The following is a 12,564-nucleotide window of genomic DNA, read 5'->3' on the forward strand; positions in this document are numbered from 1 at the left end:
TCAGGTCAGGCTATCGGGTGCGGGGATAAGCCCGGGGTTCAGGCAATTTTCGTAGTATTGCTGAATTTCAGCCAGGCGCGTGCGGTTTCGATGGTAGCGGCGTAACGCCTGGACGCCGTTATAAACGCAGCAGACAATCATCGCCAGAAGCAGAAACGCGGTACTGACATAGCGCCAGAGCCCGGTTGTGCTATCTGGCATACGGTGCAGGCTGATATGACGAGTACCGTTGGCGTCGGTTGAAATATTGGTGATGATGCCTTCGGCGGTGAAAGGCGTTTGCATCAGCATTTCTGCCAGACGCTGGAACTCTGCCCACTGTTCGGCTGCCGGGTAGTCGTATAACGCGACGCCAGGATAGGGCTGATCTACCAGCTCGCTACCTTCTTCACTGATAATTAGGAAGCCGCCAGGCGCCGGGCTGTTAAGCGCCTGTGCCGCGCGGGTCGTTTCGCGCAAAATAAAAGGTGCGGTAGAGGTCGTGACCAGGTTATCCAGCGATTCTGCGCTGACCGGGCGCAGCAATACATTCACGCCAGTGAGTTTACCTGTACTGGCGCGTGACGTCAGCGTATCCCAGTCTTTACTGTTCCCCAGGTTAACCAGCGCGTTTTTAAGGCGCAGGCAGTCATCTTCTGCCGAACAGAGATCCTGTGTTTTCAACACAATCTCAGAAAAGTCATCCAGCAAGACCATGCCTGATTTCTGAATTGCTGTCCGCAGTGCCGGACTGACGCGAGAGCCGTCATCCTGTTTCGGATGTAACTGGCGATTGACGGCTTCCACCAGCGCTGTCGCTTTGGTGACGGTTTCGGATTCCGGTAAGGGTAGCGGCGGCGCATCGTTCCAGATAATTTGTGAACAGTCGAACGGCGCAAACGGCGAGCTCTGGCGTGCGTTCCAGTTGGTCGACGAATGGATGCTACACATGCCGGTACCGTGGATCTTTAGCGAGTCACCGATACGAAGACCTGCTTCTTCAAGCTGGCTAACTTTTGTCGCCTCGATGGTCTGTGCACCTTTAATCCATGAAAGGGTAAATTTGATCGGCATATCCAGCGGAACCCACATCAGCAGCATGATCAGGACCAACATCGCTCCAGCTGAAATGACGGCGCTGCGCACCCAATGCTGGAGAGGGAAGTTCTTCACCTCATCATGGAGCGATAAAAACCGCCCTTGTCGGACTACGTGACGATCAAGATAGATATCAATGTCACTTTGTTGCCCCAGATCCTGGGCGATAAAAGGCTGCCAGTGGCGCGGGTAGATCAGATCAATAATGCCTAAGGAGATGTTATTGATCTGTTCCTGATTATTCTCACCAAAAAGGCCCCAACGTTTGGGCGTGCCGCGCAGGCAGTGGATTTCGCGCAGCGCGTTTTGCGCAGGCGGCGCAAAGATGCCCCAGAGCCCGGCCGCAAGCAGCATGATCCCGGCTACGGCAAGCCAGGGGACAAAGACGTCGGGGGTGACCAGGCAGAAAAAGAACAGTAAAAACGATGTGGAAATCAGCAATGCCTCGCGCATGCCATCCGGACGGCTCAATGCATACTCTTCCACCGTTTCATGACGAATATTAAGAAGCTCGATTTGCTCCGTCTCTTCGCCGCGGATAGCCGAGTGCGACGATGAAACCTGTTCCGGCATCAGGCTGTGTTCTTCCGGACGGTATTCATTCAACGCGTGACCATTAAGCGAAATGACCAGCGGCAGGGTGTCGGTACGGATGAGCTCAACGCTGTTTTCGTCGTTGATGTACTGTTCCCAGAACGGCGGCAGATGTACTTCCACCGAATCAAGGTAGTAGCGCCATTTGTTCGGGGCATCGGTCGTAATGCCGTAGCGGGTAATCGCACGGGTGACACTGATGACGGTATTACTTTGCGCGTTGAGCGTGAGAGAGATCGGAGCTGCCGTCGCACCGGTCGGACCTGGTACCTGACGGGTACGGGAGAGCGATTCCAGATAGCTTTCAACAGCGCTGCGCTCATCAGGAGTTAATTTGCGGGTTGTCGCGCCAGCGAAGGCTTGCAGATGTGGCAGACGGTATCGCCTTTGCGATCGCGTTCTGTAAAACCACCCAACAAGGCATACGCAGGCCAGCATAGCAGCGAAATAAATCAAAATGGTGCTCATGCTTTCCCCATCTTACTTTTACTAGCAGGTGTAGTCAGTTGCACCCTTTCCCGTAAATTCAATGAATATGGCTGGAGCGTTATCGGGCAAATCGTTAGTCTAATAGGTGAGCGCCTGACAACATGCAAAATAGTAGCAAAGCCGTAATAGAGCGAATATCAGCAAATTCTTAGTTTTATTTCAACCTCTTGACTTTTAGGTTTATTTGGGAAATAGCTTCTGCTAAGTTACAGGAATGTAAATGAGGCGCGAAGAACATTGCCGAAACAGTGTCGCATGTCGCACAATAATGCCAGTAATCTCTGGAAAGACCGATAATAATGAGCGAATCATTGCAAAAACCCACCATTCTTAACGTTGAAACCGTCGCATCTTCACGACTTTTTAACGTCGAAAGCGTGGACCTGGAATTCAGCAACGGCGTACGTCGTGTCTATGAGCGTATGCGTCCCTCGTCACGTGAAGCGGTGATGATCGTGCCTATTGTAGACGATCATATCATTCTTATTCGCGAATATGCTGTGGGTACCGAATCTTATGAGCTGGGATTTTCCAAGGGGTTAATCGATCCTGGTGAAAATATGTATGAGGCGGCCAACCGCGAGCTTAAAGAAGAGGTAGGTTTCGGCGCGAAAGAATTGACGTTCCTGAAAAAACTCAGCATGGCTCCGTCTTATTTCTCCAGTAAAATGAATATCATGGTTGCTGAGGATTTATACCCTGAGTCGCTGCCCGGTGATGAGCCTGAGCCGTTACCCCAGGTGCGCTGGCCGCTGGCCCATTTGATGGATTTGCTGGAAGAGCCTGATTTTAATGAAGCCCGCAATGTCAGTGCATTGTTCTTGTTAAGAGAGTGGCTGAAAGGGCAGGGCCGGTTATAAAAAAAGCGCGTAAGCGCTTTTTTTATGTCGGTCAGAACAGTGACTGGCCCGGATAAGACGTTTTGCGCCCCATCCGGGATACCGTTTATCAGAACAATTCGTGCGTCTCGCCATTATCAATAATGGTGGTCCCCACTTCGTGCACGGCCTGCTGTGTCGGCTGCGTCCCGTCAATAAAGTACTCCTGACGGCTGCTGCCTCCACTCGCCAGTTGCCCTGTACTCCGGTCGATATTTACCGTCACAATTCCTGGCGGTGGCGTGAGCGGTTGCTCCGGAACGCCATTGAGAACAACCTGCATGTAAGCATCCCATGCTGGCTGCGCGCTCTTCGCGCCGCCTTCGTAACCCGAGATCTGATCTTTGATTGCGCCTGACGCGGAGGTGCGTCCCAGATCGCGACGATGATCATCAAAACCGATCCAGACCGAGGTCACTACGCCCGGGCCATAACCGGAGAACCAGGCATCTTTCGAGCTGTTTGTGGTCCCGGTTTTACCACCGATATCATTACGTTTGAGATCACGGCCAGCTCGCCAGCCTGTGCCTTGCCAGCCAGGCTCACCGAAGATGTTACTGTTAAGCGCGCTCTTAATTAAAAACGAAAGCGGCGTGCTGATGACGTGCGGTGCATACTCCTGGCCGCCACTCTTCACCACCAGATCCTGATTGGCTTGCTCCAGTTGCGGCATCGGTACGGAAGGGTTCTGCTGCTCCTGAGAGATAGCCACGTTTTCCATATCTTTGTTTTCCAGCACGTCTGACTTCGGTGTATCTCCGTAAATCACCGGAATATTACACTCTGCGCAGGCTACTTTGGGTCGGGTTTCAAACAGAACATTCCCCTGATCGTTCTCAATTTTGGTGATGAAATACGGATCGATGAGGAATCCGCCGTTCGCCATGACCGAGTAGCCGCGAGCCACCTGCATTGGGGTGAAGGAGGCGGAGCCCAGCGCCAGCGACTCCGTATGGACGATGTTTTGTGCCGGGAAACCGAATCGCTGTAAATACTCAGCGGCGTAGTCGACTCCCATTGCACGCATAGCGCGTACCATCACCACGTTCTTCGACTGCCCAAGCCCCTGGCGCAGGCGAATTGGCCCGGCATACTCATCGGGTGAGTTTTTCGGACGCCAGTCGGAACCTGCCCCGGCATCCCAGCGGGAGATAGGTACATCGTTCAGAATACTGGCCAGCGTCAGGCCTTTGTCCATCGCCGCGGTATAAAGGAATGGTTTGATGTTAGAGCCAACCTGGCGCAGCGCCTGGGTGGCACGGTTAAATTTGCTCTGATTGAAATCAAAGCCACCCACCAGCGCCAGGACCGCGCCATCGTGTGGGTTGATGGAGACCAGGGCGGAGTTAACATCCGGCACCTGTGCCAGCCACCAGCCTTCGTTGACCATGCGAACCCAAATCTGTTGTCCTGCCAGAACGACATCGGTCACTTTGCGTGGAGTGGGGCCTTGTGCGGTGTCAGAACGATAAGGGCGTGCCCAGCGCATACCGTCCATATGCAATGATACGGAGGTGCCGTCACCCAGCATCGCGGTGGCTTCTTGCGCGTTGGCGGCTGTGACAACAGCCGGTTCCAGCGGTCCATAGGTCGGCAACGCTTTTAAGGTATCGGTGATCTTTTTGCTATCCCAGGCGCTTTCGCCCGGTTTCCACAGCACATTGGACGGGCCGCGATAACCATGACGCATATCGTAATCCATCACGTTATTGCGCACGGCGTCCTGCGCGGCCAGTTGCACTTTACGGGTGATGGTAGTGTAAACACGATAACCGTCTTCATAGGCTTTATCGCCGTAGCGATTCACCATCTCCTGGCGCACCATTTCCGAGAGGTACGGCGCCGAGAAGGCAATCTCCGGTGCATGGTAATCCGCATCAATCGCTTCGCCACGCGCCTGGTCATACTGCGTCTGGCTGATGTAACCCTCGCTCAGCATACGGGCCAGCACCACATTACGGCGGGCCGTTGCGCGATCAAGTGAATAGAGCGGGTTAAAGGTGGACGGCGCTTTTGGCAGCCCGGCAATGACTGCCATTTCACTCAGGGTGAGCTGGTCAACCGGTTTGCCAAAGTAGACCTGTGCCGCCGCACCCACGCCATAAGCACGATAACCGAGGTAAATCTTATTGAGATAAAGCTCGAGGATCTCGTCTTTATTCAGCAACTGCTCAATACGAATAGCCAGGAACACTTCCTTGATTTTACGCATCAGCGTGCGTTCCGGGCTCAGGAAAAAGTTACGTGCGAGCTGTTGGGTGATGGTGCTGGCGCCCTGTGAGGCATGACCAGAGAAAAGCGCCACGCTGGCCGCGCGGAAAATCCCCACCGGATCAACGCCATGGTGTTCATAGAAGCGGCTGTCTTCTGTGGCAACAAACGCTTTGACCATTTCTGGCGGTATCTGACTTAAGGTCAGCGGAATGCGGCGTTTTTCGCCGTACTGCGCAATCAACTCGCCGTCGGCACTATAGACCTGCATCGGGATTTGTAGTCGCACGTCTTTCAGCGTGGCGACGTCAGGTAGCTGCGGCTCAATGAATTTGTACAACCCATAAATCGAGCCTGCTCCCAGCAGAATGCAACACACTGCAAGGATCAATAAATACTTTACGAACTTCACCGGAGGATTCCCATTTAGTTTCATTTGGGCAGTTTATAAACAACCGCGCGGTAGTATAAATGCAAGCCTGATGCATTGATATAGCCGTTATCTTTCCTGGCGATAAGGAGGTCGCGATTTATGGCATTCGGGCACTGGCAGATTGGACTGCATATTCAGCAAGATAGCGTTTTCAGCGTTGCGTTAACCCCGGCCAGAGCCGGGTGGGCGCTACGCCGTTGGTGGCATATCCCGTTACCATTGGGCACAGTTGAAAACGGGCAGCTTAAAGCGCCACAACAGTTATTGACGACGCTCTTACCGTGGCGAAAATCATTACCGCAGCGCCATCGGGTACGACTGGCATTTCCGGCTGCGCGTACATTGCAGCGTAAGCTTCCTCGCCCGGCAATGGCCTTACGGGAAAACGAACTGGCAAGCTGGGTTTCTCACGCCATGGCGCGTGAACTTGAAATGGCCGCAGCAGAGTTACGTTTTGACTACACCGAAGATGCACTGGCGCAGGCCTATAGCGTGACGGCGGCACAGCATAAAGAAGTGGCCGAAATGCTGGAACTGGCAACGTCCCTGCACCTGAATCTGGCCTCCCTGACGCCTGATGCCTGCGCATTACAGCACCTCGTCCCTTTTTTACCGCCTCCGGCACATTGCCTTATTTGGGAAGACGACGCGCAATGGCTGTGGGCAACACGCACCGGATGGGGACGTCGGTCGCGTGAAGATCAGCCCACCATAAACCAGCTAAGTGCGAGCCTCGGGCTGGATATTACCGACATTGCGCTATGTACAGCGGCAGCGCCCGATTTTGATCCCTGGTGCGCCATTGTGCAGAGGCAACCGCCTCTGCCGAAAAATGGTATGCGTTTCGCGGTAGCGATTGGCCTGGCCCTGGGAGCGGTACGCTAATGGAACAGATGATCAACCTGCTTCCCTGGCGAGAGCAGCGGCAGCAGGCGTGTCGGCGTTTCTGGGGGCGACTGCTGGTGTCCGTTGTGGGCATGACGGCGCTGGCCATTGTGCTGTTTCATACAAAGACGGGGCAGGACAAGCAGATCGCTACGTTGTGGCTGCAATCCGACGGGCAGATGTTGTCGGCCCTGAAGGCAAAACAACCGCATTTTCAGGCGTTACGCCAGTTGTGGTTAAAACAGCAGGCCAGAATGCAGCGTCATAGCCATACCCGCCAATGGCAGCAGCGGCTGGCTGGACTGGCGGAAAGAATGCCTGACAGCGCCTGGCTTACGGAAATGCATTTTCAACAAGGGCAATTCAGCGTATCGGGGCTTGCCAGAACTTTTCAGTCATTAAGCGAACTGGAGCAGGCGCTTGAAATGACAGACGGTTTTCGTCTTCGCCAAGCCGGTTCAACTGAGCGGGACGCGCAGGGGCGCTGGCAGTTTCACTATCAGCTTAATAAGGAAGATGAACATGCCGCGCAGCCTTGATCTCTGGTACGCCCTCTCGCCCGGAGCCAGGGCCGGGTACGGGCTGTTGCTTATGGTTTTTCTCCTGCTTGCGGTGTGGTGGTGGCAGATTAAGCCCATAACACGTGAACAAACGGCACGAGAGCAACAGCGTCTTGTACAGCAGTCGGCGCTACAGGCCAGTTGGCGGGATATCCTGGCCCTTAAACCCCCGGAGATAGCGCATTCGCAGGCGGATGTCCCAACGGCTTTTTCACCTCTGGATTTTCATACTCCTGACGCCCAACTGATTCGCTGGCGTCCTGGCGAACGGGGGGGCGAGATGGTGCTGGAGGCGCAGTGGGTATCGATTCCACGTATGTTTCCCTGGCTTGCTGAACGGCAGATGCTCGCACCGGCTTTTTCCATCACCGTACAGGAACATGCGCTGCATTTTGTGCTCCAGGTGGAGAGCGATGATGGCGACTAAACGCATCACAGTGGCATGTTTGCTGGTACTGATGCTGGCGGGGATGCGCGATCCTTTCCAGCCTCCCCTCGATCGCTGTATGACCAGCCAGCTTGAACTTTGGCATTACCAGGGCGTGGTGATCATGGCTGAGGCCGCGACAGGGATCGTGCGCGATCCTGCCGGGAGATGGCGACGCGTGCAGAAAGGAGACTCGCTTTTGGGCGGCTGGCGTGTGGTGGATTTTGATAAAGAAGAGATGCGCATCGCGACAGGAGAGGGTTGTGAACCCGCGCGCTGGCAGTGGAAACGAGAAGGATCTCAAAATGAAAAGAACAGCAATCGTAGCTCTTTGTCTCAGTAACGTTGCGGCGAGCGTGGCAATACCTGCACCTGTGACATTAATGGTGGATGATGTTCCTGTCACTCAAGTCTTGCAGGCGCTTGCTGAGCAGGAAAAACATAACCTGGTGATCTCGCCGGATGTCAGCGGGACACTCTCCTTGCATCTGGTCGATGTGCCCTGGAAACAGGCATTAAACACGGTGATTTCCAGCGCCGGACTAACACTACGCCGCGAGGGCAATATCCTGTATGTGCATTCCGCTAACTGGCAGCAACAACAATACGACGCACGTGAAGCGGCACTGGAAAAGCACAAACAGAATCTGCCGCTGGAAGAGCGTAGCCTGACGCTGCGTTACGCGCAGGCCAGTGAAGTGGCAAAGGCTGGCGAAAAACTCCTTGGGCCGAAAGGTACGATCACCGTGGATACCCGCCTTAATCGGCTGGTGCTCCGCGATCATAAGGCCTCGCTAAACATGCTGGAAAAGTGGGTTGCGCAGATGGATTTGCCCGTCGAACAGGTTGAGCTGGCGGCGCATATTGTCACCATAAATGAGAAGAGTTTGCGTGAGCTCGGGGTGAAATGGGGGCTGGGGGAGGCGACAAAGCCCGGTAAACGCGGTCAGGTATCGTCGCTTTCCAGCGATCTATCGGTTGAAAGCGCCACTACCCGGGTCGGTTTTAATATAGGCAGCATTAACGGGCGGTTACTGGATATTGAATTGTCAGCGCTGGAACAAAAACAGCAACTGGAGATCATCGCCAGCCCACGACTACTGGCATCCCATATGCAGCCTGCCAGCATTAAACAAGGTAGTGAAATCCCTTATCAGGTTTCCAGCGGCGAAAGCGGTGCAACGTCGGTGGAATTTAAAGAAGCGGTTCTGGGTATGGAAGTGACGCCCACCGTGCTACCTGATAATCGTGTGCGTCTGAAGCTGCGTATTACCCAGAACGTGCCGGGCCAGACGCTCCAGCAGGCAAATGGCGAAGTACTGGCAATTGATAAACAAGAAATTGAAACGCAGGTCGAAATAAAAAGCGGAGACACCCTGGCGCTCGGCGGCATTTTCTCGCAAAAGCATAAACTCGGTTCCGACAGTGTACCAATTTTAGGGGGGATACCCTGGTTCGGCCGACTGTTTCGTCATGATGGTAAAGATAATGAGCGCCGTGAACTTGTGGTCTTTATTACACCACGACTCGTCCCGGTACGCTGATCGATACCTGTTCTGTATCGCTTTTTCTGCCGAACTCGCTACAGGTGTTTGACGTGAGAGATGATTTAGCTTACAAGGAGTACCGATTTGAGCGTCAGCAATCTCCGTCTTACCATAAGTAGTGTTAACGTCTGGTCGGCGATTTATTCAGTTGCCAAACCAGTCTCAGTACTGAGATAATTTTTGGTCTGACTCTCGCACTATCGCATATGAGGTTTCAGTTCATGTCCGGCTTCGCACGGTGTCAACGGAGCGGATTTATCATCAACGAATAGTCTTAGTAGTACCGAAAAAATGGCAGAGAAACGCAATATCTTTCTGGTTGGGCCTATGGGTGCCGGCAAAAGCACTATTGGGCGTCAGTTAGCTCAACAACTCAATATGGAATTTTACGATTCTGATCAAGAGATTGAGAAACGAACCGGAGCTGATGTGGGCTGGGTCTTCGATGTAGAAGGTGAAGAAGGTTTCCGCGATCGCGAAGAAAAAATCATCAACGAGCTAACGGAAAAACAGGGAATTGTACTGGCAACCGGTGGTGGCTCTGTGAAGTCTCGCGAAACCCGTAATCGTCTCTCCGCCCGCGGCGTAGTGGTTTATCTGGAAACCACTATCGAGAAGCAGCTGGCTCGTACTCAACGTGACAAAAAACGTCCGCTTTTACAGGTGGAAACGCCGCCGCGTGAAGTGCTGGAAGCGCTGGCTGATGAACGCAATCCGCTGTATGAAGAGATTGCCGACGTTACCATTCGCACTGACGATCAGAGCGCGAAAGTCGTCGCAAACCAGATTATTCACATGCTGGAAAGCAATTAATTCTGGCGTAATACACAGGCCTGCGGGTTTAAGCAAATAAGGTGGATGTCGCGTCATGGAGAGGATCACAGTCACTCTGGGGGATCGTAGTTACCCTATCACCATCGCGGCTGGTTTGTTCGACGATCCAGCTTCCTTCTCGCCCCTGAAATCCGGTGACCAGGTCATGCTGGTCACTAATGAAACGCTGGCTCCGCTCTATCTCGACAAGATTCGCCATGTACTTGAAACGGCCGGTATCAAAGTCGATAGCGTGGTTTTACCCGATGGCGAGCAGTACAAAAGCCTGACGGTGCTGGACTCGGTCTTCACTGCGCTTTTGCAAAAACCTCACGGTCGGGACACAACACTTGTCGCGCTGGGTGGTGGTGTAGTGGGCGATCTGACCGGTTTTGCCGCAGCCAGCTATCAGCGTGGCGTGCGTTTTATCCAGGTTCCCACGACGTTGCTTTCGCAGGTCGACTCTTCTGTTGGCGGCAAAACGGCGGTAAACCATCCACTTGGCAAAAACATGATTGGCGCGTTCTACCAGCCAGCCTCGGTGGTGGTGGATCTCGACTGTCTGAAAACACTGCCCGCGCGCGAACTTTCCTCTGGTCTCGCCGAAGTTATCAAATACGGCATCATCCTTGATGGCGCATTTTTTGACTGGCTTGAGCAAAATCTGGACGCGCTGTTGCGTCTGGACGGCCCGGCAATGGCGTACTGTATTCGCCGTTGTTGTGAGCTGAAAGCCGAAGTTGTGGCGGCTGACGAGCGGGAAACAGGCTTACGTGCTTTACTGAATTTGGGCCATACCTTCGGTCATGCTATTGAGGCCGAAATGGGATACGGCAACTGGTTGCATGGTGAAGCTGTCGCTGCCGGAATGGTGATGGCCGCGCGTGCCTCCGAGCGTCTTGGGCAGTTCAGCAAAGATGATACCCAGCGCATCATTACCCTGCTTGAGCGTGCAGGTCTGCCGGTTCACGGACCGAAGGAAATGACCGCCCAGGCATATATCCCGCACATGCTGCGTGACAAGAAAGTTCTGGCCGGCGAGCTACGTTTAGTGCTTCCGCTGGCAATAGGGAAAAGCGAAGTTCGTGGCGGAGTGTCACAAGACGTTGTACTTGGCGCTATTGCTGATTGTCAGCAGGCGTAATTTATTAGAAAGGTCTTGCTGCGCGTGCGTGGCGTTTAACTTCGGGCGAATGCAATTGTTAGTAGCATGAGCCTTTGAGTGGGGTGTTAAATGGATGAATTCAAACCAGAAGACGAGCTGAAACCCGATCCCAGCGATCGTCGTACTGGTCGTTCTCGTCAATCTTCTGAACGTGTTGATGAGCCGCAGATCAATTTTGATGATGTTGAACTTGATGCTGACGAGCGTCGCCCTTCGAGAACACGTAAGACGCGCGATGAACGCGAAGAATACGCAGAAGAAGATTATGAAGCGGAAGAAAACTCACTGGACGAGGAGCGCGCAGAGCGTCGCCCACGTAAGCGCAAAAAAGCCGCCGCCGCAAAACCTGCTTCGCGTCAGTATGTGATGATGGGGGTCGGTGTTCTGGTACTGCTACTGCTGATTGTCGGCATCGGTTCCGCATTGAAAGCCCCCTCCAGCAACAGTACTGCTCAACCGAGTGCATCTGACAGCAAAAATATCGACCTTTCGGGGAACGGTGCGGCTGCCGATCAGGCTAATGCCACTCAGCCTGCGCCGGGCTCCACTTCTGCAGAACAGACTGCGGGTGCTGCACAGCCGACGACGGGCACTACATCGCAGGATGTTTCCCTGCCGCCCATCTCTTCTACGCCTTCTCAAAGCCAGGCGCCTGCAACCACAGGCACTCAGCAGCGTCTTGAAGTGCAGGGTGATTTGAACACTGCGCTGACTTCGCCGCAAAACCAGGCGCAAATCAACAACGCGGTAGCAAACAGCACGCTGCCGACGGAACCTGCAACCGTTGCGCCAGTGCGTAACGGCGGTGGGAATGCGGCTCATAGCGCAGCTACCGCAGAAAACCATACGGCAACGGCTCGCCCGGAACACAAACAAACGGTTATCGAACCGAAACCACAGCAGCAGGTCAAACCGCCCGTGATAAAGGCAGAGCCGAAAGCGGTTGTTCAGGCGCCGGTCGCGCAACCTAAAGTGGTTGCCTCAGAGCCGGTCAAAGCGCCGACCGTGGCGGCAACGACGCCGAAAGCGACGACCAGCACAGCTGCACCTGCTGCACCGGCAGCGACTGCGGCGCCTGCGGCCAGCACGAGCGTGGCAACGGGTAATGTGAGCTCACTGAAATCTGCGCCCGCCGATCATTACACGTTGCAATTAAGCAGTTCATCGAATTACAACAACCTGAATGCCTGGGCCAAAAAAGAAAATCTGAAAAACTTTGTGGTTTATCAGACGACACGTAATGGCCAGCCGTGGTATGTACTGGTCAGCGGTGTGTATGCCTCTAAGGATGATGCAAAACGCGCTGTTGCTGCACTGCCATCAGATGTTCAGGCTAAGAACCCGTGGGCCAAGCCTATTCATCAGGTTCAGGCCGACCTGAAATAATTTCACGTCACAACATCATTCAGGCAGGCCACCCAGGCTTTGCCTGAATGATAACGTGTATAAAGCGCAGGATGCTGTCGGAGCTGTCTCCACAGCCGG

At 54.0% G+C, this 12,564-nt stretch carries 11 protein-coding genes; 9 read left to right on the plus strand and 2 right to left on the minus strand.

Annotated features, from left to right (window positions below; all coding sequences use genetic code 11):
* The gene (locus AB182_RS27405) at nt 1-2,139 is read right to left on the minus strand and encodes an intracellular growth attenuator family protein (RefSeq protein WP_047372828.1); all 2,139 of its coding nucleotides are present in this window, start codon (nt 2,137-2,139) and stop codon (nt 1-3) included.
* A gap of 320 nt (nt 2,140-2,459) precedes the next feature.
* On the opposite strand from AB182_RS27405, the gene nudE reads away from it, so the two are divergent.
* Nucleotides 2,460-3,020, plus strand: coding sequence for an ADP compounds hydrolase NudE (gene nudE, locus AB182_RS27410; protein ID WP_041851386.1), 561 nt, complete (start codon nt 2,460-2,462; stop codon nt 3,018-3,020).
* Nucleotides 3,021-3,108: 88 nt separating this feature from the next.
* Here nudE and mrcA read toward each other — a convergent pair whose 3' ends face one another.
* Nucleotides 3,109-5,661, minus strand: coding sequence for a peptidoglycan glycosyltransferase/peptidoglycan DD-transpeptidase MrcA (gene mrcA / locus AB182_RS27415; protein ID WP_047372829.1), 2,553 nt, complete (start codon nt 5,659-5,661; stop codon nt 3,109-3,111).
* A 120-nt stretch (nt 5,662-5,781) separates the two neighbouring features.
* Here mrcA and AB182_RS27420 point away from each other — a divergent pair, with 120 nt between their 5' ends.
* The 8 genes from AB182_RS27420 to damX all read left to right on the plus strand — a co-directional run bounded on the left by AB182_RS27420 (nt 5,782) and on the right by damX (nt 12,465).
* Nucleotides 5,782-6,567: a type IV pilus biogenesis protein PilM gene (locus AB182_RS27420; RefSeq protein WP_047372830.1), complete on the plus strand. Its 786-nt coding sequence runs from the start codon at nt 5,782-5,784 to the stop codon at nt 6,565-6,567.
* Complete coding sequence (locus tag AB182_RS27425; RefSeq protein ID WP_047372831.1) at nt 6,567-7,106, plus strand: PilN domain-containing protein; 540 nt, start codon at nt 6,567-6,569, stop codon at nt 7,104-7,106. Before AB182_RS27420 ends, AB182_RS27425 begins: the two co-directional genes overlap by 1 nt.
* Complete coding sequence (locus AB182_RS27430) at nt 7,090-7,554, plus strand: HofO family protein (RefSeq protein WP_052958934.1); 465 nt, start codon at nt 7,090-7,092, stop codon at nt 7,552-7,554. The genes AB182_RS27425 and AB182_RS27430 overlap by 17 nt, the downstream gene beginning before the upstream one ends.
* Nucleotides 7,541-7,897: a HofP DNA utilization family protein gene (locus AB182_RS27435; protein WP_223883568.1), complete on the plus strand. Its 357-nt coding sequence runs from the start codon at nt 7,541-7,543 to the stop codon at nt 7,895-7,897. The genes AB182_RS27430 and AB182_RS27435 overlap by 14 nt, the downstream gene beginning before the upstream one ends.
* Nucleotides 7,860-9,098 (plus strand): DNA uptake porin HofQ, encoded by a 1,239-nt coding sequence (gene hofQ / locus AB182_RS27440; RefSeq protein ID WP_047372832.1) that lies wholly within the window; start codon nt 7,860-7,862, stop codon nt 9,096-9,098. Before AB182_RS27435 ends, hofQ begins: the two co-directional genes overlap by 38 nt.
* A 294-nt stretch (nt 9,099-9,392) precedes the next feature.
* Entirely contained in the window at nt 9,393-9,914 is a 522-nt protein-coding gene (gene aroK / locus AB182_RS27445; protein ID WP_035892101.1) for a shikimate kinase AroK, read from the plus strand.
* A gap of 55 nt (nt 9,915-9,969) precedes the next feature.
* The gene (gene aroB, locus AB182_RS27450; RefSeq protein WP_047372833.1) at nt 9,970-11,058 is read left to right on the plus strand and encodes a 3-dehydroquinate synthase; all 1,089 of its coding nucleotides are present in this window, start codon (nt 9,970-9,972) and stop codon (nt 11,056-11,058) included.
* Nucleotides 11,059-11,148: 90 nt separating this feature from the next.
* The gene (gene damX, locus AB182_RS27455) at nt 11,149-12,465 is read left to right on the plus strand and encodes a cell division protein DamX (protein WP_047372834.1); all 1,317 of its coding nucleotides are present in this window, start codon (nt 11,149-11,151) and stop codon (nt 12,463-12,465) included.
* The last annotated feature ends 99 nt before the right edge of the window (nt 12,466-12,564 follow it).

This window comes from Phytobacter ursingii, from assembly GCF_001022135.1.
Lineage (GTDB): Bacteria > Pseudomonadota > Gammaproteobacteria > Enterobacterales > Enterobacteriaceae > Phytobacter > Phytobacter ursingii.

Excerpts from the sequence above, each read along its gene's own strand:
- AB182_RS27405 (WP_047372828.1), bottom strand. The coding sequence starts at position 2,139 with ATGAGCACCATTTTGATTTATTTCGCTGCTATGCTGGCCTGCGTATGC.
- nudE (WP_041851386.1), top strand. The coding sequence starts at position 2,460 with ATGAGCGAATCATTGCAAAAACCCACCATTCTTAACGTTGAAACCGTC.
- AB182_RS27420 (WP_047372830.1), top strand. The coding sequence starts at position 5,782 with ATGGCATTCGGGCACTGGCAGATTGGACTGCATATTCAGCAAGATAGC.
- AB182_RS27425 (WP_047372831.1), top strand. The coding sequence starts at position 6,567 with ATGGAACAGATGATCAACCTGCTTCCCTGGCGAGAGCAGCGGCAGCAG.
- AB182_RS27430 (WP_052958934.1), top strand. The coding sequence starts at position 7,090 with ATGCCGCGCAGCCTTGATCTCTGGTACGCCCTCTCGCCCGGAGCCAGG.
- AB182_RS27435 (WP_223883568.1), top strand. The coding sequence starts at position 7,541 with ATGATGGCGACTAAACGCATCACAGTGGCATGTTTGCTGGTACTGATG.
- hofQ (WP_047372832.1), top strand. The coding sequence starts at position 7,860 with ATGAAAAGAACAGCAATCGTAGCTCTTTGTCTCAGTAACGTTGCGGCG.
- aroK (WP_035892101.1), top strand. The coding sequence starts at position 9,393 with ATGGCAGAGAAACGCAATATCTTTCTGGTTGGGCCTATGGGTGCCGGC.
- aroB (WP_047372833.1), top strand. The coding sequence starts at position 9,970 with ATGGAGAGGATCACAGTCACTCTGGGGGATCGTAGTTACCCTATCACC.
- damX (WP_047372834.1), top strand. The coding sequence starts at position 11,149 with ATGGATGAATTCAAACCAGAAGACGAGCTGAAACCCGATCCCAGCGAT.